The sequence below is a fragment of the Pseudomonas sp. GM30 genome, assembly GCF_000282275.2.
In the GTDB taxonomy this organism is placed as follows: Bacteria; Pseudomonadota; Gammaproteobacteria; order Pseudomonadales; family Pseudomonadaceae; genus Aquipseudomonas.
The window spans coordinates 289,308-311,122 of record NZ_AKJP02000029.1 but is presented as its reverse complement, the minus strand read 5'-3'; the positions used below and the strand labels follow the sequence as shown (position 1 = coordinate 311,122).

Below are 21,815 nucleotides of genomic sequence, written 5' to 3'. Positions count from 1 at the left end.
GCCATTGTTTCAAAAACGGATACAGACCATGACTGACGCAGCTCTCGCCCCCGAACTCCCGCACGCGCCGTCTGTAATTCGGCTGCTGCTCGGCAAGCTGGGTATCGCCTACGAAGAAGTGCTCGATCACCACGGCCTCAATGCTTCGCGCAAGGTACAAGCCGTGTTGCTGGACGACGCCGTGGGCGCGCTGATGGTGCTGTTTCCGCAGAGCCAGTTGCTCGACCTCAACCGTCTCGCCGAACTGACGGGCCGGCGTCTGACCGCCGTCTCGACCGAGCGCCTGGAAAAGATGCTCGGCAAACACAGCCTGAGCCTGCTGCCGGGCCTGCCGGCACTGACCAGCTCGCCGTGCCTCTACGAAGAAAGCCTGCTGCGCGAGCCGAAGCTGCTGATCAACTCCGGCGAGCCGGGCGTGCTGCTGGAAATCACCAGCGAAGCCTTCAAGACCATGCTGACCAAGGCCAGCGCCGCCAATTTCGGCGAAGCCCTGAGCAGCATCCGTCCGAACCTCGACCGCCCGGACGATGACCGCGAGGAAATCACCCAGGCCGTGCAAGCATTCACCGCACGCCGGATTCAGCAGCGTCTGGAAGCGACCATCGAGATTCCACCGCTGGCCGAGACCGCGCAAAAAATCATCAAGCTGCGCGTCGACCCCAACGCCACCATCGACGACATCACCGGCGTGGTCGAAACCGACCCGGCGCTGGCTGCACAGGTTGTGAGCTGGGCGGCGTCACCGTACTACGCTTCGCCGGGCAAGATCCGTTCGGTGGAAGACGCGATCGTTCGCGTGCTCGGTTTCGATCTGGTGATCAACCTCGCGCTGGGCCTGGCCCTCGGCAAGACCCTGAGCCTGCCGAAAGACCACCCGCAACACACCACGCCGTACTGGCAGCAATCGATCTACACCGCCGCCGTCATCGAAGGCCTGACCCGCGCCATGCCGCGAGCCCAGCGCCCGGAAGCCGGCCTGACCTATCTGGCCGGTCTGCTGCACAACTTCGGCTACCTGCTGCTGGCCCACGTGTTCCCGCCGCACTTCTCGCTGATCTGCCGTCACCTGGAGGTCAACCCGCACCTGTGCCACAGCTACATCGAGCAACACCTGCTGGGCATCAGCCGCGAACAGATCGGCTCGTGGCTGATGCGCTACTGGGACATGCCCGATGAACTGGCCACCGCCCTGCGCTTCCAGCACGACCCAAGCTACGACGGCGCCTACGCCGAATACCCGAACCTCGTCTGCCTGGCCGTGCGCCTGCTGCGCAGCCGCGGCATCGGCTCCGGCCCCGACGAAGACATCCCCGACGCCCTGCTCGAGCGCGTTGGCCTGACTCGCGACAAAGCCAACGACGTGGTCAGCAAAGTCCTCGAAGCCGAAGTCCTGCTGCGCGAACTGGCTTCGCAGTTCAGCCAGGCCTGAAAACTTCGCGAGCAAGCTCGCTCCCACAAGGTTTCGGTGACCTCCTGTGGGAGCGAGCTTGCTCGCGAAGAATCCACCCCAATCTACCTGCCTGACACAAAACCTGTGGTGAGGGGATTTATCCCCGACCGGCTGCGCAGCAGTCGCAAACCCAGCCAACAGGGTGCGTCAGTTATATCGAGGCCTCAGGTTTTGGGGCCGCTGCGCAGCCCATCGGGGATAAATCCCCTCACCACAACAGCCCATCCACTCAAGCCCTTCTACTCAAGCCTTAGGCTTGGCCTTCCTCGGCTTCAAATACTTCATCAACCCCTGAAACCACATCACCAGCGCCGGATTGCCTTTGAGCTGGATCGACTTGTCCTGAATCCCCTGCATAAACGCCAACTGCTTGTTCTTCGCCTGCATCGTGGCAAAGGCATAACCCGCATCCTTGAACGCAATCGCAAACGCGGGCTCCGCCACCACCCCAGACTTGCTGGTAACGCGCTGATTCTTCACCACGAAATGCCGTGCCACTTTCCCGTCCAGCGTCTGCAGCTGAAACACCAGATCCTTGTCACCCAACTGCTGCTGGAACGCAGGATTTGTCCGGCTGGCCTTACCCATCAACAAACCCATCATCCACAGAAGAAAACGAAATTTCATGCGCACAGCCTCAAAAGGAAAATGAACGGCCGGGGCAGTGTAAGGGATTCAGACGATAACGCCACTATCGACCGCCATTGGAAGATGATGCAACCCATTTCCCGGCACGATGACCACCAAGTCACACTTCTGCACCCACCGTCCTACACCTGTTGAAACACATCCCTGTAGGAGCTGCCGAAGGCTGCGATCTTTTGATCTTCCAGCCTGCAAACCTATGGGAAATTTCCTGCAGAGCGTGGTGATGTGCGTGAACTAGGCAGGATGATGGTTCATCGATAGCCTCAATAGGTCACCACGAATCGGTGATACGGACGTGCAAGTCCGGCGGGAGTCCACATTGGTTATGGCAATTCGCCGAGCGTTTTCCTATGCTCGCGGATCGTTATGGCTGCTGTGTATGGGAGGCCTTCGGGTCTGCCGGGTGACTCCACCGGTCTTGCACACCTATGCACAGCTGCCACCACTTTCGAAGTGCGAGCGAAACGGTGTCGGCTCCTGAAACTGGAGTAAGACCGAATGATCAAACCAACACCCAATCCCCCCGAAACCCCAGACATATCGCCCTACGAATCGCTGGAATCCAAGAAATTCCACGAAGCCGCCGAACGCGCCCTCGACCACCACTTCAAACCGCGCACCGAATCCCAACCCAAACGCGAAACCGGCCTTTTTAGCCTCTCCCCCGGCGCCGATGCCGAAGCCCTAATGGCCAACGCCTCCGAAGACCTCCTGTCCATCAGCGCCATCGCCTGCGACCTCGCCGACGACCTCCACGGCTCCCGCCGCTCGGTAGCACTTGCCCTGAGCAGAATGGCGGATGGGGTGCGATTGATGGTGGAAGGGACGCTCGACCATATTGAAGTGCGGAACCTGGCAGCCAAGTCGTAGCGGGATTTGCGGATGAAGAAAGGGGACGTTAAGTCCCCTTTCATAAGCTTCGGCATTAGCAACTAGCGAAAGTCTTCTGCGCTTTTTGGTCGTGACTCCAACCCTTGGAGCGCCGCTCGGTTTATGAAGGAATAACTTCCTGCGCCGCATCGCTGCCTGAATACAACTTTTTCCTCTTTGAGCACCGTCAGATAACTCACGAATGCCTGGTTAACGAGGTAGGTATACGTACCGAGCTTGAACTTGATGATGTTCAGGCTCGCGCTTCCTTCCGTCGCATTTACAACGAAAAACTTGCCCCTAGGCGGCACAGCATTCTTCGGGTAAACCATCTCGATGTTCCCCGGCACACCATATCGATACTGAACAGAACCAACCGTGGGTTTGCTGTTCCCCCGCGCACAAACAGAAACCGTCTTGCCGCCGTCTAATGGGCAACTGAAGTAAATATCTTCGTCATCCGAACACAACGTCACTTCTTCCCCCCACCTCAATGGCGCCGTCCCCTGCGAAACGCGCTCTGGTGTTTTCGCGGCATCGACACAGTTGGACAGGCAAACCAGTTTCGAAAGATCCGGAACATCGCTTTCAGCGAACAGGTAAGTCGCTGAACCATCGCGGTTGCGGGCGTGATAAACGGGAACACTGACAGCCAGCCCTTTGGCTGACACCGGCACCTTGGTATCCCCGCCCGAGACGACCCAGCCTTCGGCCTCCCCGCATAACGCCTCCAAAGCGACTTCACTGAACGAGTCTTTCGTTGGCACGGCGAACGGCTTGGCATCGCCTCGGCAGTCGTAGCCATGCCAGTAGGGCCCGGTGTTCATATCAATGTCGATCGAGAAAACATAGGCGCCTTCGAGCACAACTTTGCCGCTGTCGTAGGTGAAAACCAGCCAGCGGCGCGTCTTCGACTGGGAGTAATTTTCTTCCTGAAGGATGTAGCGCTCGCCATCTCGGTACAGCCAAAAGCCACTCATCGCCCCTGCCGGTTCCTCCATCTCGGAGAGACGCTGCCCGGAGTGTGAGTCCATCAGAAAGTTGTCCTTCAGCGCCAGCGCGCAACCGCTGTCGGCCTCCATGCAGGACTTGAGGGACGGAAACACTGGCGCCGCACCCACAGAGAAAGTACACAGCAATAACGCGATCAAGACTATTTTTTTCAACTTGCCTCCCTGCATATGATTTACGGGCCTAATTGAATATGAAAAAAGGGACGTTAAGTTCCCCCTTCCCGAATATTCTCTGCCTCACCATTGGCAACCTGTTTCAGGTTTCGAATCCACGTTGTAATCGTTTTCAAACGAATACTTCTTTGCGGACTTGTAATTCGTATAGGTCATCGCATCAACCCGGCCACCCTGAGTGACCATCTGATACTCACCTGTCAGTACGCCATCAACTACTTCAACCCAAGTTGTCGTGTACTGGTAGGGCCGGCCATACACAAGTTCTTCTTGTTCAGTACTGCGATGAACCAGCCCAATAGCCTTTTTCGACTTGCTGTACTTGACGCCAGCACCGCTCCACTTGGCGACAGAATCGTAATAGGTTCTGAATTCAAAATTTATGGGTTTGCCTTCGTAGGAGCGGAAGCAAAAAACCTCGGTCGTGACCTCGCTATGAGCCGCCAGAGGAACAAAAATGAGCAACGCGGAAAACAATGCAGACGAAAATTTCAAACCGAACATTCCTTTAGCGGTTCATGGGTAATAAAAAACATGCTTTCAGCAACTCAACGAACGCTGGTCACGCCTCGGGCGCCATAGCACTGCGCTCACCCACCCTCGACGGGATCTTCGAAGCCTTCCCCGCTTCAGACATTCGCGATGAGTATTGCTTGTATGCCGCCACCGCCCGCTCTTTATCGTTCACGGCCCAATAACTGTCAGCGAGATTCAGGTAAACAACCGTCCTGTTTGGGTGGTTGGCAATCACTGCATTGAGCAACTCAATCGACTCAGCGTAGTAACCCGCCTCGCCCAGTAAAAACCCAAGGTCGTTGGACCAGCCGGGACGCTGCGGGTAGTAGTACTGTGCGACGATATAGCTATCCGGGGGACAAGTGTCATGCGAGCCGCCGCCCATCAACGCGTAGCTCATCGTATCCTTAAAGGAAGAGTCATCACCCTTTCGGTAGGCTGCCAGCGCCATATCCAGCAAATCAGCCGAATCGACGGTCATCAATTTCTTTCTCACGCCCTTAATACTGCCAGTACGAGCAACCTGCAGCTTCTGCAGCGCTTCACGCCCATCGAAAGAAGCGAGAGTGATGGGGCCCAATGTCTGCACCGGCAACTCCACTACGCTGACAAGCGACCGGTCACAGGAGTCGTTGTTCGCCACTTCCAGGAGCGCTTTCAGCTCAAACTGCTTTGAACCTCTGTTGAAGGCGAACAACAGGTTGAAGTTATAAACCGCGTTATCTTCTTCGCTGGTTACTAGCGCGATGTAATCCCCAGCCTCAACAAACGGTTGCTTGACCACAGCTTCCTCAGCCTGTGGATCAATGACGGTCATTACGCCAGGGCGACCTTTGAGTAAATGGACGCTGAATTCACCCTGAAGCGCAGACGAGTACTGACTTTTGATCAGAGGCAGCGCCTTCGACGTATCGAGCAAGATGTCCTCATCACGTGTCTGTACCGGCGCAATCAACAATCGGTTGGAGGCCTCGTCCGCATCTCCTGCCAGAACAAATACGTTTTGCCGTGATGCATCACCCAGCAAGCTAGCCGGAATTTCCTTGAGGACTTGGGGCGCAGCAAGCGCGGGAGAACCCGGTACAGCGACACAACAAGTTAGAGCGCAGAGAACGCTCTGCAATACGCGTTTCACTTTCTTCAATCCTTGATTCAATCAAATGATGTCCAAATACACCCCAATAGAGCTTGTCCGATTAGGCACCGGGTTCAGGCGCGCCGCACTTTAGTTCTTCAATTCGCTCATTCTGGATCGGTATCACACAAGCGAGCCGCTTCTCTCCTTCCCCACGAAGCTCGAACAAGCTGAGCGTCAGGTGTAAACCATCAGCAGCAAATGCATGATCCTCAAACAATGCATTGGCATAACCATTCCAAAACGATTTGCCGTCAAAACTGCAAAACCGCTTGGAGGACAGAACTCTCCAACCGCCGTTGGGCGCCAGAATCTGGACCGTCAGGCATGGGCTGCCAAAGGTGCTGACATAACGTGCCACGACATTGCCGAAGCGCTGGGAGCCGGACAGGTACACCTTGTTGAGATCGAGCACATTACCCGGCTCATCAGCGACGATTGTGTCCAGGTAAGCCGCACGCTCCAGACTCAGTCTGGCCATGCAGTTGTTGATCGTCGTGACATGCGCTGCCACCCCTGGCTCGATTTCCGTGGCTTCAAGCGGGCATGTGGTGTCGCGTAGCTTGATCCAGGCGCGCTGGGATTCTCTGGCCATGGCGACCAGCGCCTTGCCCTGCTCAGGGTCAAGCCGTTGTTGAGCCTCAAACCGTCTCAGCAGTTTCTTGTAGCTGGCATTGAGTTGCGTGTCGGCTTCCTTGCGGGCTGCCTCCACACACCGATCGACCTGGGCGCTGACGGTGATTTCTTTGCAGTCGTCCTCGGCCATCGCAAAAGAGGCAAACAGGCATCCAAAGGACAACGCGATAAAACGCACAAACATGTTCAATTTTTCATTCCCTGAATTGCGGATCGCTCAACTACGCGTCGAGGTATTTTCTGCGCCTTGCCGTCGGCGCTCATCGCGTCGCGGTACTGGCTGTAATAGCGTTGCGCTTCATCTCTGCGATCAAGGCGCCAGAGGGAGTCGGCGATGTTCAACATCAGTACCGTGCGTTTACCAACGGCCTCAACGCCTCGATAAAACTTCAGCGCCAACTCATCTCTGCCGCCCTCGGCCAGATAAAAACCGAGGTCGTTGTAGACCCAAACATTTTGCGCCGTAGAAAAATGGGGACAGACCACGGTTTTCGAGCAATTACTAAAACTTGGCCTGTCCCCATTACACTGCGGGTCAACTTACGGCATCACTGCCGAAGGCTTACGCAATTCCCGCAAAAATGTCGAGTCATGGATTAAGCACGCGCCCATCCACGCGATCACCGCACATACTCCTCGGTGGTGCGCATGCCGCCCAGGATCGAAACCTCCCTCACGTCGCTATTTCGCCCGTTCAGCAACGCGTGCAGGCACTTTTCCGGCTTTACCTTCCGCGATCATCGCGTCAGAGTATTTTTTGTAATATTTCGCAGCCTCGGAAGTTTCTTTCAAATTCCACAAAGAGTCCGCGATATTGAGCATCAGCACAGTCCGCTTACCAACTACTTCGATTTCCCGATAAATCCTCAGTGCGGACGAATCATCACCTGCTTGTGCTAGATAGAAACCGACATTATTCAAGGCTTGGACGTTCTTACTGGCCGGGTAGCAACTCATATAAGATTCGACCCCCATGAATAGTTGGTCTTTTACAGCAAGTCCTTTCGCAGACGCATTATTAATCGATTCCACTGACTTTATTAGGTTGTTAGGAGAAATCGTCTCCAAGTTCGGCACAATCACCTCTCCCCCATCAGTCAACCAATTTCCCCCTTTCCAACTTCCAGAGCACGCTTCAGCGGAGCGTGACAAAAGTACGCAACCAGTATCCATTGAAACCATATCGCAATAATTATTCTCGGTGGCAACCACCTCTTGCCCATTGCTCAACTCTCCAAATACAGTTCGCTGAACCAACGCATATTTTTTGCTGGGTGAAAGAGAATCAGAGTTAATACCTACGCCAACTGAAGTTTTGTCCCCATTATCGTATAAATCATAGCTGTCGTTCATCTTGGAGAAGGTAGCGCGCTTCCATACAGCGGTACCTTGATCCCAAGAAGAAAACTTGAGCATCGCACCATCGGCACTCGCCAAACTCGAATCTGCGGCATCACAAAAAGATCCAATTGAAAAAATTAGACATGTACCTATAAAAAATTTTGCCTTTAACATTTTCAAAGCCCTGCCTTTAAGTGATTATAACGGAGAGATGGATTCGTCATTCTTCTGTTATTACCATACAAATCGAGAACCTTCCGCTCATTCGCGCCGTGCGCCGCCCCCCAGGTATCAATATTCCTACTTACCGCCGGATTCTGGGAGAAAAACGTGTCGAGCGCGGCACCTAAATCATCCTTGACAAAGGCGGGCCTATTTATATCATGATCAAGTACTACAGCCTTTCCTAAAGGAGACTTAAATAACTTTTCGGCACTAAAGTTGTACCCCGAGGGCACTTTACTCAATGCAGCATGCAGCCTATCAATAAAATCCATTATTTGTATTTCCACGTATAGCGGGCTTGCAATTGCACACGCCATCGCAGAAACTGGTTGGCAATCAATTACCTTGCCAAAGGTCGCTTCATTACATCCAAGTTGCAGGTTTTCTTTTAGCGCCTGTTTTTCCAATTTAGCGCCGTTAGCTCGAGCCTCCCCCTGATAATATAATTGCGGAGATACACCAGATCCATCTAACTTCCAACCTTTAGATTCAAAAAATTCTACATATGCATCTGGATATTGATCCTTGAATTTTTTAATTTGATCTGGCAGCTCACCGCCACCGGTGACTTTCATTGTTTTCTGCATCGCTCCCGCAGTGATCACTTCACTGTCATAACACTGTACCCCATTGATTTTTGCTTCATTCCCCGACATGACAACAATGATTTTCTTTTCATCCGCTGTAATCCTCCCCGCAGATACTAGCTCATCCCATTGAGGAGCACTGCCTAACTCTTTATCACCGGTATGTAGTGGGCCATAATGGGTCATAGTGCTAGAATTCCAACGAGTCACTTTAACAATAGCATTGCACTCGCAGATTTTTTTAGCGGTCATATTTTTTATGAATTCAACCGGATGAAAATGCCAAACTATATCTAAATTAACAGCGGCCTTACCAGACAGCTCACTCCAAAAAACATATTTGCTTATCCGTTCTTTTTCGTGCTTCAACGTTTTTGGAGATGCTTCTAGTAATTTATCCAACTTACTCCACTTAACCGACTCCGCCTTGTCCTTCCACTCAGTTGGATGGTGAGCAATGAGCTTCGCCCAGTGATCTCTCATATCAACATTTTTCAATGCCTCAGAGAGTTCATTGCGATCAACATCCCCGTCGTGGTTTTTATCAATTTTGACGAAAAGATCTTTGAAGAACTGAGGCATGTCTTGAGGGTCGAGGAATCCATCGGCAACGGTGTTTGTTTCTTCCACGATCTGAAAACCCAATTTCTCCCAGTCGTGCTGAGTGATGAGCGTTGCGCCAGATTTTTTAACAAGTCCCTTTAACGGTTGATCGTCTTCCACCACACTGACGTCATACCAGCTTTCATCGCCTTCCTTGATCACGGGAGCCTTGCTTAAATCAACAACATGCTCCTTTTTGACCGGAATACTACCGGTAGCAGGCGCCTTTTTCTTGAGCTCAGCTCCTGCCAAAAGATGCAGATATTGTTTACCTATCTTCAAATCAGCAGCGTTTTGAAGAAAATTTTTTACGTCGACATCAGCAGTGAATATCTCGACATGAACCTGATACTTATTGGTTACGCCGCCATCTTCGCCTGTGAGATTTTCTGTCAGCCCTAAGTATCCGATCGGATCACCTGCCTTGATACCGGTACTTGCAGGCTCTACAGAATTGAAGCTACTCGGGATTACATCCCAGGCAACATATTCGTTTTCCACAATCACCCAGAAGCTGGGAGGAAGGTTTCCCGTCCCAGCCAAGCTACCGCTGCTGGTACATTTCGCCATTCTACGAATTGTCCCTGCAACATTGAGGCTCAGTACCTCTTTGCTTTCAAATTCCACCGAACTTTGAGGGTTAAGTTGCAGCGAGCCAATCTTATCACCGGCATTCTGCCCATTTTGGGCAGAGATAGGACCCTGATAAAGATCCAATCTTGTCAACGCGGTTCCTTTCACCTTACCTTGCCAATATTTTGGCTTTAAACGCTCCGGGATCGGGTCTGCCAGCCATATACGTGCGGGTTTGGAGTTTTTGTAGGGTACTCCGTCTTTCAAGTATGCGAACCAGACCTCCTTTCCAGCCTCGCGAACTTTGTGACCGTTCTTTTTAACGCTACCTGAAAGAATTTTCCCTTTCGCATAGGTAACGCTGCCTAGGGCCTTTTGATCCAGTATTTCAAGTTTGGTCCCCGCAACGAGCTTGCCAACGTTCTGAACGCTACTGGATTCAGGGAAATCGTCGTAAGCGTTGAAGTCACTTACCTTCATGGTCACTTGAGGCTTAGGAGTTTCTTCCTCAGTCAGCGGATAACGCTTGAAGGGCAGAAGGTGCATGTACAAGCTGTAGAAATTCAGCTTGTTTTGCTTGCCTTTATTCGGTCCGTCTTCTGGGTTCGGCGCAGATTTGTACTCATGTCGCACCAAACAAAACGAGTTGGAATACTTCAGTTTTTTCTCATTTTCACCGAACGTAGACTCCAAATAATCTTCGTTAAGTCGGTAGGCCACGACTTCACCGTCGGCCATACACCGAATTGGTTCGTTCAAGATGCACTGAGGAGCGCTGGCATTGCTGATGTGAATGCCGCCATGCCAGAACTTGTTGCTGCCTAGCAAGTAGTGGCCAGCAGTTTCAGCCTCGAGGGCTTTGTAAACCTCCTCAGCATCAGCGAACTGTTTACCGTCAGCTTTTCTGAACGGATATTGAAAGTTCATCAGAGGGGCGGGGCCTGCCGGTGCAGGTGCTGCCGACGGCGCGGGAGCTGGCGTGGCACCTGTCCGATATTCCTCCTTAGCCCTCAGAAATTTTGTTGGAACAGGCCAGTAGTAAGCAGGCGGGTTAGTTCCAAAGAATGCTTCTGAAGGTCCGTTAGTGGTCTGAGCACCAAAAATTTTTCCTTGACGCGTCGCCGCGTTGTACTCCATGACAATGCCAGTATGAAACAGACGACGACTACCTCCCGTTAGAGGAAGTATGTCAATCCAAAGAGCAATGTCCCCTTTCTTGACCTCTGTCGGCGGCACTACGGTGTAAAAGCGAGAGGAGGCGTTCATAGCTCTCGTCTCCTCATACTCAATCTGGTAGCCCGCGCCAGTGAGCAGAAGGTTCACCATATGTGAACAATCGATCAGTTTTTTTCCCGCCGCGTTGGTTTGAGTGCCATTACCTCCCATCAGGTAGACGTAATCACCGCCGGTGTACTGGTTTCTTAAATCGAGTGGTTCGGTCATTTCTGCATCCTGCAAATTAATAGCAATAGCTGGTCTTGGTAGAAGCAGCAGCGTCTTGCGCGTTTAAACGTTTCAGATTTCCGGCAGCGGTGTCGTTACCCTTGTCAGCGGCGAGGCGATAGCAGGCAAGCGCTCTGGATATGTCTTTGGTAACGAGCCTTCCTTCTTCAAACGAGTAACCCAAGTAATTCATCGCGTCGACCGAACCCATTGATGCAGCGCGAATAAGCTCTTTTTCGGCTTGCTCTGGATGTCGGCAAGGCCCTTCGGGTACAGGGTTGTTCCCGTAGCAATAGAAAGTCGAAAGAGAGGCTGCACCGTCGGCAAGCGTTGTCGCGGCAGCCTTGAAAAGCGCCTCGACTTTTTCCGTTTCCAACTGTGGTGCCATTCCAGAAAGACTCAGACCCGCAGCACTCAAACTTGCTTGTGGGTCTCCAGAAGCAGCAGCGCACTCATAGTTTTCCAGCGCAGCCACAAACAGTTCACCGGTTAGCCGATACTGCTCTAACCCACCTAACCCAGCGAAGGCTTGCGCGCGCTGATAACAAAAATTCTCGGAGGTGTTCATGGTCGGCGTACTCGCCACTACGAGATTTTTCTCACTAATCGACCAATCCTCAACACCCTCCAAAACCCAACACGCCTGGTGAGAAAAGTTAAAGATCTTGATGTTGCTGTTACCTGCACGCTTATCAACAACGTTAAAGTGATTGTCGTCAACCGCTTCGACTTCGACACCTTCTGTCTTACCTGTGGCTACGGGCGCCATCAGTGGAAAGGCCAATGTCGAGCTTTTGACTCCCGTCGTTTGCGGCTCAAAATTTCCACTCTCCCCAGCAGGTTTCAAAACCAGCGACTTCACCGTCATCGCGGTCAACCGCTGCTGAGTTTCAGCATTCGCAGAGAACGCCGGCAGGAATTGGGAAAAGTCCTCAGACGGACACTCATCCGCATAAGCGCTGCCATTGAACAGGCTCAGCAGCGAGGCGGTGAAAGCCGCTACGGCGAAACCATTCCTCTTCTTCAAAAAACCATTCATGTCGATCACTCAGAAAACACAAAAAAAGCCTTCGGCTTAACCTTCTCAGGCACCGCATTCCCCAACGCCTGATCCATTAAACTCCCCGCCTTATCCTTATCCGCCGCCCCCGGCAGCACTGGCGGTTTAATCCCGATGCCAGTCCCACTCCCCGGCGACCCACCGGCATTAATCTTCACCACCGGCCCAACCACGGTCACACCACCGCCATCGAGCTTGATAAAGCTCCCACCACCAAGAATGGTCAGCTCCGTCCCCGCCTCAATAACAATCTTGTCCCCAGCCTTGAGGTGAATCTCTTTGCCCACGCTGGTCAGCTGCGCCGTGCCCAGCTTCACATGCTGGTTCTGCCCAACTGTCAGGTGATCATCCAGCTTCGCTTCAACCTTGCGGTCGGAGATAGTCGTGCGGTGTTCTTCAGCCTTGAGTTCGGTGTAAGTGTTCTTCACCACCGTGTCATGACGTTCATTGCCGACCCGAATCTTCTGGTCATGCTCAACGTTCTCATCCCAGTCGCGCTGGGCGTGGATGTAGATCTGCTCGGCGCCTTTTTTGTCTTCGATGCGCAGCTCGTTGTAACCGCCGCCGCCCGGGGAGCTGAGGGTTTTGAAGACGCTGCGGGTTTTGTTTGCCGGCAGGGCGTACGGCACCGGGTTTTCCTTGTGGTACAGGCAGCCGGTGACGAGGGGTTGGTCGGGGTCGCCTTCGAGGAAGGTGACGAGTACTTCCATGCCGATGCGCGGAATGCTGATCGCACCGTAGCGGTCGCCGGCCCAGGAGCTGGAGACGCGTAGCCAGCAGCTGGTTTTATCGTCGGCCAGGCCTTCGCGGTCCCAGTGGAATTGCACCTTGATGCGGCCGTACTGGTCGCAGTGGATTTCTTCGCCTTTGGGGCCGGTGACCATGGCGGTCTGGCTGCCGAGCACGCGCGGTTTCGGGTGTTCGAGGGCCGGGCGGTAGAACACGTCCCACGGGGTGGCGAGGAAGGTGTTGCGGTAGCCCTGGTGGAAGTCGTCCTTGTTGTCGGTGGTGTCGCTGGTCACGCCTTCTTCGAGGACTTGCGGCTGTTTGCCTTCGTGGAAGATTTCGGTGAGCAGCCACAGGTCGTTCCACTCGCTGCGCGGGTGGTCGGACATGGCCATGAAGTGGCCGCTGACCAGTTTGGTCTGGTCGCCACGACCTTCGGCCTGGCGGTAGTCGGCGCGATGGCGTTCGAGGGCGCGCTGGCTGAGGAACTTGCCGCGCGCACGGTCGATGAAGCGGCCCGGGTAGTCGTAGTCTTCGAGATCCGGTTCAGTGCTCTCGCCATCGGGTTTGTACGCTGCCTCCATTTGCAGGCGCGGTTTTTCGAAGTCGTAATCGCGGCGCGTGGTGCGGCTGGTGCGGGTTTCCAGACGCAGTTTGAAGCCTTTGATCACCGGCTCTTCGGCGACCATGCCGCTGCCCTGTATGTAGGCGGTCGGCTGGCCGAGGTCGGGGAACACCGTTTGGTCGTCGCCGAACACCAGCAGGTGAGCCTTTTCGCTGTGCTGGAAGTGGTAGTGAATACCCTCCTCTTCGCACAGGCGCTGAACAAAGTGCAGATCGGTTTCGTCGTACTGCACGCAGTAGTCGCGATCCGGGCACGGCTGGCTCAGTTGGAAGCTGTAGGCGTTGCCCTTGATCCCGTGTTCATCGAGGATCAGCGCGATGATTTTCGGCACCGACATCTGCTGGTAGATGCGCTGGTTGGTGCGGTGATGCAGGTATTGCAGTTGCGGCACCAGCGAGACCTTGTAGCGGGTCAGGCGCTTGCCGGCATCGCCCTGGGCGACGCGGTAGATCTGCCCGTGAATGCCCGAGCCCTGCGGATCGAATGCGAGAAACGCCTGCTTGTGCAGGAGCTTTTCCAGGTCCAGGTCGGGGTTTTCGCTGACCAGTTCGAGGTCGAAGCGATACGGCTGGCTGATGCCTTCGGTGCCGGTGAACGACAGCACTTGCAGGTCGCCCACGTAGTCTTCGACCTTGAGGCTGAAGTGGGTTTCGTTAGCTGGGTTGAACATAAAGCGCTCCCTGTTCGAATGTCGTCCGTTACGCCCGAAGTCGCAACCGTTGCAGCCAGGACGAAGTGGCGCCCAAGGCGTCACGCAATTGATCGGCAGTGATGGTGCGTTCTGCCGCATTGAAGCTCAGCGCGGTTCGCAGCGCTGGCCAGCCGTGTTTCGGTAAGTTCGCCGGGGCTTGCAGCTCGCGCTCCAAGTGCTCGTCGCGGGCCTGGGTCGAGGGCAAGCGGCGGAACGGGTGTTTGCCGCTCGCCAGTTCATAGATCACGCAGGCCACGCCGTACACGTCCGCGCTGGCCGACAACGGTTGGCCCTCAAGCAGTTCGGGGGCGGCGTAGCCCGGGGTCCAGGCGTTGAAACGCTCGCGGCTCAGATGTGGCAGACCGGGCAACACGCCCTCTTCTGCCTGGCCGAGACCGAAGTCGAACAGGCGCAGGCCGTCTTCGCTGAGCATGACGTTGCTCGGCTTCATGTCACCGTGCAGCACGCCGCGACGGTGGGCATAAGCCAGCGTATCGAGCAGCGGCAGTGCGATGTCGCGCGTTTCTTTCCACGGCAGGCCGAGAGGCCGCTCGCAGAGCAATTTGTCCAGGGTCAGGCCACGCATGTATTCCATGGTGATGAAGGCCCGCTGGCAGTCGGTGTCGACTTCAAAGGTGTGTGCACGCACGACGTTGTCGTGGCGCAGGCGCCGGGTCAGGGCGAACTCGCTGTAGAGCAAGGCACTGGCGTCCGGCGATTCGGCAAATTCTTCGCTGAGGATTTTCAGCGCAAGGTAAGGGTCGGGATCGCCGAACTGCTCGTGCAGCAGATCTCGCGCCCGGTAGACCGCACCCATGCCGCCCGCCCCGAGCAGACGCTCGAGGTGGTAGCGGCCGGCGAGTACGTCCGGCAATGCACCGATGCTGGCCTTGGTCGGCGCCAGCAGCGGCTCGGCGTTGTTTGCCTTGGCGAAGGCGAAGTAGGTCAGGTTGTTGGCCTGTTCTTCGCTCATCAGCAAGTCATCGACTGAGGATTCGATTTCAGTCATTGGCGGATCACCACGGCAGTCAGGTTGTCCCGAGCGGCGCCCCGCAGGGCGCCGTCGAACAGACGTTCCAGCGCCACATGCGGCGCGCTGAGGCTGAGGGCGTTGCCGAGGGCATCGCTGCTCAGGCCCTGATACAAACCATCGCTGCACAGCAAAAATGCATCGCCCGGATAGACCTCGAGTTCGAGGACATCCAGGGTCAGCTGTTCAGCGGCGCCGACGGCTCGGGTCAAGGCCTGAGCCGCCGGGTGCGCCGCCGCCTGTTCGACGCTCATCTGTTGCTCGTCGATCAGTTGCTGTTGCAGCGAATGGTCCTTGGACAGCTGATACAGCCGCTGCCCGCGCCACATATAGCAACGGCTGTCGCCGGCCCAGATGCAGGCCGCACGATTGCCTTCCACCAGCAGCGCCACGACGGTGCTGCCCATGATGCTGTCGTGACGCCCGGCGGTGACCGTCAACTCTTGCCCCAAGCGCCGGTTCAGCCAGTGCAGGCACTGGCGGATGGCTTTGAGGCGTTCGTCGAAGTCCTCGTGTTGCGGCAATTCAGCCAGGCTGGCGACGATCAACTGGCTGGCGATGTCGCCACCCTGATGACCGCCCATGCCGTCCGCGACCACCCACAGCCCCTGCTGCGGATTGTCGAGGAAGGCATCTTCGTTGCGCGCCCGCACCTTGCCCGGGTCGGTACGCGCCGCGCTGCGCCAGGGACTGGCCACCAGCATCAGAGCTGCACCGGCATACGGAAGGTACGCAGCACGCCCATGTCGAACGGGTTCGGCGTGCGCTGGCTGGTCAGCAGGTAGTTGGCACGCAGGCCACCCACGTCGGCTTTCAGCACCAGCACGTCGCGACCGGTCAGGTACTCGGTCTGCATCAGGTCGAACAGACGGAACAGCGACCATGGGCCGGAGTTCTTCTCGATACCGATCGGACGCCCGGCCATCTTGTCCATCACCAGGCTGGTGCGACCGTCTTCAGCGTCGGTCGGCCACTTGAACGTCATTGGCAGGATCGGACCGTGGCGGTACTCCATCGTCTTGTCGCCGAACTTGAACTCGGAACGGCTCACCGCCGGATCGAGGGTGTACGGCTCCAGTTTGAACTGCACGGTCGGCTCGGCCGGGTTGATCGAGAAGAAGCTCTGGCGAATGGTCAGGGCTGCTGCCATCTGGTCGAGGTACATCTTCGATACCGGCAGGCTGTGACCGTCGACGCTGCGCATCCGGTAGTTGCCCGGATCACCGCTGACGAACGGACGCATGTAGCTGTCGAAGAAGCGGTCGACGGTGCCTTGAGCGCGGAAGAACTCGCGGAAATCGCTGATCGCCACGTCGCTGGTGCTGCTGGCGCTGAACGGATAACGCTTGCTGATGGTTTTGCCATACACGCTGTACAGCTCGTTCTGATAACGGCCGTTCAGGTATTGGTAGGCATCGTTGAGCACCAGGCGCCACGAGTCTTCAGCCAACACGTTGAACCACACGCTCAGCGGACGCGGCAGGCGACCCGAGGCCGCACGCAGGTTGGTCAGCGCATCACGCTGGCCGCTCATGCGGGTTTTCGCCATTTCGAACGCGGCTTGTTCCGGCGTGCTGGAACGGGCCAGACCGGACAGTTGCAGTTGCAGGTCGTTGAGCGCGCTGATGGCCGGGGTCAGGTCAGCGGCCGGGCCGTTGTTGTCATCGAGCAAACGGTGCAGCGGCTCGAAGCGACGCTGCAGCGACTTCTTCGCGGTGTCCGGCAGGCTTTTCGCCACGGCCATCGCCGACGCCTTGTCCGCTACGGCAGACGCCAGTTTGCCGACCTTGCCCAGTTTGCCCTTCTGCCCGGCCAGTGCATCGGCGGCATCACCGGCTTCATCCACCGGATCGGCAGCAGCCGGGAAGCGTGTGTTTTCGCGCACTTCAGTGAGCAATGCCAGCACCGGCGAGTTGGCCGACGTCAGGCCCGCCAGTTGCTCGGCGCCTTCACCGGCGTCGCTGATCGGCGGCAAGGCCACCTGGCCAACGGCCTCGCTCCAGTAGTTGGCGTAGTCGCGGAAGTACAGCTGCTCCAGCTCGACCATCAGGCGACGCAAGTCCATGTCGCTGATGCCCGCACCTTCGCCCAGCACCCAGTTGTCACGCAGGATGTCGGTGACCAGCGCCGAACCCTGCACCGAGAAGTACTGCTGATAACCCTGCTGGGTGTAGAAGCCCGGGATCACGTATTCGGTGCCGATGAACAGCGAGCCCTGCGGCCCGAGGTGTTGGCTGAAACGGTACTCCGGCAGGTTGCGTGCCTGCTCGCGGAGCATGCGGTAGACCACGGTGGCCAGCGATTCGGCGCGCAGCACCTGACGTGCCTGAGTCACCAGTTGATCGTTCAGCGGGTAGATGAACGGCTGCTTCAGCAGGCGCTCGAGGTGGGTGTTCAGACCATTCTGCACCGCGGTGTTGCCGGTGTAGCGCTGCGACCAGTCAGTGGCGACCCAGTCCTTGAGCCACACGGCGTCACGACGGTCTTTCATGTTCAGCATCAGGTACGCACGCAGGCTGTTGAGCAGCTTGTCGCGGTCCTTCATGTTGGCGCGGATCTGCCCTTCGAGCATCGTCGCGACCCGTGGCAGCAATTGCGCTTCGAGCTCATGTTCGTAGGCTTGCTTGACCACCGGATTGACGTCTTCGCCCTGATACAGACCGCCACGCTCGTGGTACGAAACGTCGCCCTTCTTCGGGAACACCTGAGTCGCGGCATAGCTGGTGTCGAGGGTTTTCAGCACGCCCATCGCGTCATCACGCGGGGTCAGCGCCGAACGCTGCTGAGTCCAGTTCTGCGCCAGTGTGCGCAGGTTTTCCAGACGCTCATAGTTGGCCGAGAAACCACCAGCCCAGAGCATGCCGAACAGCGCCAGTGCCGCCAGTGCGCCGACGTACAACGCACGCTGGCCCCAATGGATGCGGCTGCGCTCGCGCTTGTCCAGACCAGCCAGATCCGACTCCGGAAAAATCACCCGACTGAACAGATGATGGATGAAGCGCGAACGGCCACTGCGCAGGGTCGGCAGCACGCCGGCACTCATGCCGAGGCTGGCGCCGATGCCGGCGGTGGTCGCGTCCATTTCCTGCGTCAGGTGCGGCGCACTGGTCAGGTAGAAACCCCGCAGCAGCGACGCACGCTGATAACGGTTGCCGGTGAACGCCATGTCGACGAACAGGCACAGGCGCTCACCGATCTGCCCCAGTTGATGCGGGAAGTCGAGGATGCGGCCACGGCGCTGGGTATCGCGCTCGGAGTGCATGCGCATGATCACCTGATTGTTCAGGCGCCGCAGCAGCTCTTCGAACTCGCCGCGCAGTACCGCGACGTCGGTGCCGACCTGATCCTTGCGGAAACTGGTACCCAGCACCTGATCACTTTCTTCGCGGGTCAGTTGATCGAAGAACTCGTCGAAACCGAGCAGCTTGTCCGCCTTGCTCAGTACCAGATACACCGGCACGTCGACGTGCAGTTTCTGATAGACGTCTTGCAGACGACCGCGCACCTGGCGCGCCAAGGTGTCAATGTCCTGCTCGCTGCCACCGATCAGGGATTCCACCGGAATGGTCACCAGCACCCCGTTCAACGGACGCCCGCGACGACGCTTGCGCAGCAGTTCGAGCAAGGTGGTCCAGGCACTGCCGTCGACTTCCGCGTCCGGCTGCGTGGTGTAGCGCCCGGCGGTGTCGATCAGCACACCGTGGTCGGCGAAGTACCAGTCGCAATGACGGGTGCCGAGGGTGTCGCGGGTCAGCTTGCGGTCGATCTTGTTGATCGGGAATTCCAGCCCGGAGAAGTCCAGCAGACTGGTCTTGCCGGAAGCCTGCGGACCGATCAGCAGATACCACGGCAAATCGTTGCGCCAGCGTTCGCTGCGGCCGCGATACAGGCTCGAAGTCTTCAGGGTTTTCAGCGCGTCCTTGAAGCGCGCCTTCAACTCTTTCTGCTCTTCTTCGATCAGTTCATCACGACGGATGCGATCCTGGCCGTCCTCGGTTTCTTCGACGGCTTTCTTGCGGATGCCCGCGCGCCAGCTGACGAAGACCATGGTCAGGCCCCAGATCAGGAACAGCACGGCGATGGTCAGCAAGCGAGAGGTCGAGCTCTCCCAGAACTTGTAGTCATCCACCGCCAACAACGGGCCGACGAACCACACCAGCAGCGCCACGAACAGCACCAGCAGCAGAGTCCAGACCCAGGTCTGGCGCAGGAAGGCGCCGACTTTCTTGAAAAACTTTTTCATCACACGTCCCTGTTTACGGCTGCGACTGCGGTTGCACCGCGGCCGGATCAAGCGGCTGATAAGGTTGCAGAACGGTGTCGCGCTGCTCGCCCAGGACCCAGGCGAAGCCCGAATACATCACCACCAGGCAGACCAGCGTGAACAGCACCACCATCCACGCCGGCACGATGCGCACCAGGTTGCGGCGCTGGTCGTTGAGACCTTCCCAGTGCGGCGACAATTCACGCGGCACGTCGCCACGCAACTGACGGATCTGCCGGTACAGGGCGTCGCGGATGCCTTCAAGCTCAAGCATGCCACGGGCCTGCACGCGGTACTTGCCCTCGAAACCAAGGGACAGGCACAGGTACATCAGCTCGAGCATCGGCAGGTGTTTGACCGGGTTCTTCGACAGGCGATCGAGCAGCTGGAAGAACTTCTCGCCACCGAAGGTCTCGTTGTGGAAGCTGCTGAGCAGGCTCATCTGCGACCACTCGCTTTCGTTGCCCCACGGCGTGGTCACCACAGCTTCGTCGACCACGGTGCAGAGCACGTAACGGGCGGCCATCACCTGGCTGCTTTCGGCACCGTTGTGCAACGCGCGCACTTCAAACAGCTTGAGCCCGGCGGTCAGGCGCTCGTTGAGCGCGTAGAGGTCTTCGCGGGTTTCGCTGTGCTTGAGGCGCACCACTTCCGAGAGCAGTTCGGACGACGCCGCCACCAGCGAGTTGAGGCTGATGTTGAACGCCTCCGCCGGGCGCAGGCGCGCGGCGTAGATCATCCGTTCTTCCAGTTGCTCGAAGCGCGGCGGCGCGGCGAAGTCGGTCAGCGGACTGGCTGCCGGTCCGTGGCCCTGACGATCGAGCAGGACGGTTTTGTCGTCCTGGTTGTAATCGGTTTCCTTGATCATGTCGGTCAGTTCCTGATGGCCCAGAATTTCAGTTCAAGCTCGGCGAATTCGCCGGACACGTGGAACGCGAAGCCGCCGGAGCGCTCGAGTTGCGCCAGGTCTTCGGAACTGAGTTCGAGGATGAAGTAGGTTTTGTTCGAGTGGAACGCGATCTGCCGCGGGGCCACCGGCAACGGTTTGACCTTGATCCCCGGCAAGTGCAGGTTGACCAGTTGGCGGATGCGCTCCACCGGGCCGACCTTGAGGTGCGCCGGCAAGCGGTGGCGCAGTTCTTCGGAGTCGCAGTTGGCACTCGCCGCCAGCACGAACGATGCCGAGCCGAGCAGTTTGTGGTCGTGCAGCGGCGACACGATGATGCCGTACTGGCGCGCCTGCAGGATCAGCTCGATGGCGTGCTGTTCGAGCACCATCGACAGCACCTGACGAATCGCTTCCATCAGTTTGCGGAAGCTTGCGCCCTGATCGGCGTGGGAATAGCGGCTGTCCAGACGCGGACGCTTGCTGTCGCTGGAGAAGGTCGCCAGATCGCCGAGCATGGTCAGCAGCGTGCGATACAACTCTTCCGGGTGCACCTGCTCCAGACCGAGGTAGTGGCGCAGCAGCAGTTCGGTACGGTTGATCAGTTGCAGCATCATGAAGTCGCCGACTTCAGCACCGCCGACCTTGCCATTGGAGCGAATCCGCTCGGCAATCGTGTCGCCCCGGTGGTTGAGCATGCTGATGACTTCTTTCAGGCATGACAGCAGATAGCTGGACGCGTGGGCCTGAATGTAGGTCGGCACAAAGTCCGGATCGAGGCTGATCACGCCGTCGGGTGTGGTGTCGAGCACGTCGCAGATCTTCAGCTTCACGTAGGCCTGATCGCTCTGCTGCTCGCCGAGCAACAGTTTGAAGTCCGGGCGGCCACAGCTGACCTGGCTGGCGGAATCATCGCCGGCGTTGGAGTCGGCCACTTCGGCGTCGTACGCGGTGTAACGCGCGAGCACGTCGGACTGCTCCGGGCGGCGCGCTTCGATGTGGTTACCGGTGACCAGCGGCAGCGCCAGGTAAATCGGCGTGTTGCCGGTGTTCGGCGGCACGTCCAGCGCCAGCGGCTCGGTGTTGCCGCCGAGTTCGAACAGGCTGCCGTCCGGCAGGATCCCGGAGGCGGCACTGATCACCAGTTTGCCCATGTTGAGGAACTGCAGGTCGATCTCCAGATTGAGGAAACCCCAGGTGTAGCCACCCAACAACTGGGTGCGGGTTTTCATCTGGTGATCGTAATAGCGATCGTTGTGCTGGAAGTGCTGCGGCCGCAGCAACATGCCTTCCTGCCAAATGACTTTATGGGTATTCAT

General features: G+C 57.0%; 17 protein-coding genes. 2 read left to right on the top strand and 15 right to left on the bottom strand.

Annotated features, from left to right (window positions below):
* Window positions 1-28 precede the first annotated feature (28 nt).
* Complete coding sequence (locus PMI25_RS23025) at window positions 29-1,429, top strand: aminoacyl-tRNA deacylase and HDOD domain-containing protein (protein WP_007962347.1); 1,401 nt, start codon at window positions 29-31, stop codon at window positions 1,427-1,429.
* Between the two features lie 264 nt (window positions 1,430-1,693).
* On the opposite strand, the gene PMI25_RS23020 is transcribed toward PMI25_RS23025, so the two are convergent.
* Window positions 1,694-2,077, bottom strand: a complete 384-nt coding sequence (locus tag PMI25_RS23020; RefSeq protein WP_003229522.1) for a helicase — start codon at window positions 2,075-2,077, stop codon at window positions 1,694-1,696.
* A gap of 519 nt (window positions 2,078-2,596) precedes the next feature.
* Here PMI25_RS23020 and PMI25_RS23015 point away from each other — a divergent pair.
* Window positions 2,597-2,968: a DUF6124 family protein gene (locus PMI25_RS23015; protein WP_007962346.1), complete on the top strand. Its 372-nt coding sequence runs from the start codon at window positions 2,597-2,599 to the stop codon at window positions 2,966-2,968.
* Between the two features lie 62 nt (window positions 2,969-3,030).
* On the opposite strand, the gene PMI25_RS23010 is transcribed toward PMI25_RS23015, so the two are convergent.
* From PMI25_RS23010 to tssK, 14 genes are all read right to left on the bottom strand, one after another.
* Window positions 3,031-4,134 (bottom strand): hypothetical protein, encoded by a 1,104-nt coding sequence (locus PMI25_RS23010; RefSeq protein WP_238547097.1) that lies wholly within the window; start codon window positions 4,132-4,134, stop codon window positions 3,031-3,033.
* Window positions 4,135-4,218: 84 nt separating this feature from the next.
* Entirely contained in the window at window positions 4,219-4,659 is a 441-nt protein-coding gene (locus PMI25_RS23005; RefSeq protein WP_045122171.1) for a hypothetical protein, read from the bottom strand.
* Between the two features lie 58 nt (window positions 4,660-4,717).
* Window positions 4,718-5,806 (bottom strand): tetratricopeptide repeat protein, encoded by a 1,089-nt coding sequence (locus PMI25_RS23000; RefSeq protein WP_007962340.1) that lies wholly within the window; start codon window positions 5,804-5,806, stop codon window positions 4,718-4,720.
* A gap of 61 nt (window positions 5,807-5,867) precedes the next feature.
* Entirely contained in the window at window positions 5,868-6,626 is a 759-nt protein-coding gene (locus tag PMI25_RS22995) for a lysozyme inhibitor LprI family protein (protein WP_007962338.1), read from the bottom strand.
* 2 nt (window positions 6,627-6,628) lie between these two features.
* Complete coding sequence (locus PMI25_RS22990) at window positions 6,629-6,928, bottom strand: tetratricopeptide repeat protein (RefSeq protein WP_045122170.1); 300 nt, start codon at window positions 6,926-6,928, stop codon at window positions 6,629-6,631.
* 195 nt (window positions 6,929-7,123) lie between these two features.
* Window positions 7,124-7,957 carry a tetratricopeptide repeat protein gene (locus PMI25_RS22985; RefSeq protein ID WP_007962337.1) on the bottom strand — a complete coding sequence of 278 codons (834 nt, stop codon included), beginning with the start codon at window positions 7,955-7,957 and terminating at the stop codon, window positions 7,124-7,126.
* 2 nt (window positions 7,958-7,959) lie between these two features.
* The gene (locus tag PMI25_RS22980; protein ID WP_007962336.1) at window positions 7,960-11,214 is read right to left on the bottom strand and encodes an EF-hand domain-containing protein; all 3,255 of its coding nucleotides are present in this window, start codon (window positions 11,212-11,214) and stop codon (window positions 7,960-7,962) included.
* Between the two features lie 16 nt (window positions 11,215-11,230).
* The gene (locus PMI25_RS22975) at window positions 11,231-12,253 is read right to left on the bottom strand and encodes a tetratricopeptide repeat protein (RefSeq protein WP_007962335.1); all 1,023 of its coding nucleotides are present in this window, start codon (window positions 12,251-12,253) and stop codon (window positions 11,231-11,233) included.
* A 5-nt stretch (window positions 12,254-12,258) separates the two neighbouring features.
* Complete coding sequence (locus tag PMI25_RS22970; protein WP_007962330.1) at window positions 12,259-14,295, bottom strand: type VI secretion system Vgr family protein; 2,037 nt, start codon at window positions 14,293-14,295, stop codon at window positions 12,259-12,261.
* Window positions 14,296-14,323: 28 nt separating this feature from the next.
* Window positions 14,324-15,325, bottom strand: a complete 1,002-nt coding sequence (locus PMI25_RS22965) for a serine/threonine-protein kinase (RefSeq protein ID WP_007962329.1) — start codon at window positions 15,323-15,325, stop codon at window positions 14,324-14,326.
* Window positions 15,322-16,050, bottom strand: coding sequence for a PP2C family protein-serine/threonine phosphatase (locus PMI25_RS22960; RefSeq protein WP_003229555.1), 729 nt, complete (start codon window positions 16,048-16,050; stop codon window positions 15,322-15,324). Before PMI25_RS22960 ends, PMI25_RS22965 begins: the two co-directional genes overlap by 4 nt.
* The gene (gene tssM, locus PMI25_RS22955; RefSeq protein WP_007962328.1) at window positions 16,050-19,589 is read right to left on the bottom strand and encodes a type VI secretion system membrane subunit TssM; all 3,540 of its coding nucleotides are present in this window, start codon (window positions 19,587-19,589) and stop codon (window positions 16,050-16,052) included. Before tssM ends, PMI25_RS22960 begins: the two co-directional genes overlap by 1 nt.
* Before the next feature lie 13 nt (window positions 19,590-19,602).
* Entirely contained in the window at window positions 19,603-20,478 is an 876-nt protein-coding gene (gene icmH, locus PMI25_RS22950; RefSeq protein WP_003229559.1) for a type IVB secretion system protein IcmH/DotU, read from the bottom strand.
* 5 nt (window positions 20,479-20,483) lie between these two features.
* Window positions 20,484-21,815 carry a type VI secretion system baseplate subunit TssK gene (tssK, locus tag PMI25_RS22945; protein ID WP_007962327.1) on the bottom strand — a complete coding sequence of 444 codons (1,332 nt, stop codon included), beginning with the start codon at window positions 21,813-21,815 and terminating at the stop codon, window positions 20,484-20,486.

What these genes read in the sequence shown, in the direction of transcription:
- tssK (WP_007962327.1), bottom strand. Translation starts at nt 21,815, where the DNA reads ATGAATACCCATAAAGTCATTTGGCAGGAAGGCATGTTGCTGCGGCCG.
- PMI25_RS23015 (WP_007962346.1), top strand. Translation starts at nt 2,597, where the DNA reads ATGATCAAACCAACACCCAATCCCCCCGAAACCCCAGACATATCGCCC.
- icmH (WP_003229559.1), bottom strand. Translation starts at nt 20,478, where the DNA reads ATGATCAAGGAAACCGATTACAACCAGGACGACAAAACCGTCCTGCTC.
- PMI25_RS23005 (WP_045122171.1), bottom strand. Translation starts at nt 4,659, where the DNA reads ATGTTCGGTTTGAAATTTTCGTCTGCATTGTTTTCCGCGTTGCTCATT.
- PMI25_RS22975 (WP_007962335.1), bottom strand. Translation starts at nt 12,253, where the DNA reads ATGAATGGTTTTTTGAAGAAGAGGAATGGTTTCGCCGTAGCGGCTTTC.
- PMI25_RS23020 (WP_003229522.1), bottom strand. Translation starts at nt 2,077, where the DNA reads ATGAAATTTCGTTTTCTTCTGTGGATGATGGGTTTGTTGATGGGTAAG.
- PMI25_RS22995 (WP_007962338.1), bottom strand. Translation starts at nt 6,626, where the DNA reads ATGTTTGTGCGTTTTATCGCGTTGTCCTTTGGATGCCTGTTTGCCTCT.
- tssM (WP_007962328.1), bottom strand. Translation starts at nt 19,589, where the DNA reads ATGAAAAAGTTTTTCAAGAAAGTCGGCGCCTTCCTGCGCCAGACCTGG.
- PMI25_RS22960 (WP_003229555.1), bottom strand. Translation starts at nt 16,050, where the DNA reads ATGCTGGTGGCCAGTCCCTGGCGCAGCGCGGCGCGTACCGACCCGGGC.
- PMI25_RS22980 (WP_007962336.1), bottom strand. Translation starts at nt 11,214, where the DNA reads ATGACCGAACCACTCGATTTAAGAAACCAGTACACCGGCGGTGATTAC.
- PMI25_RS22965 (WP_007962329.1), bottom strand. Translation starts at nt 15,325, where the DNA reads ATGACTGAAATCGAATCCTCAGTCGATGACTTGCTGATGAGCGAAGAA.
- PMI25_RS22970 (WP_007962330.1), bottom strand. Translation starts at nt 14,295, where the DNA reads ATGTTCAACCCAGCTAACGAAACCCACTTCAGCCTCAAGGTCGAAGAC.
- PMI25_RS22985 (WP_007962337.1), bottom strand. Translation starts at nt 7,957, where the DNA reads ATGTTAAAGGCAAAATTTTTTATAGGTACATGTCTAATTTTTTCAATT.
- PMI25_RS23025 (WP_007962347.1), top strand. Translation starts at nt 29, where the DNA reads ATGACTGACGCAGCTCTCGCCCCCGAACTCCCGCACGCGCCGTCTGTA.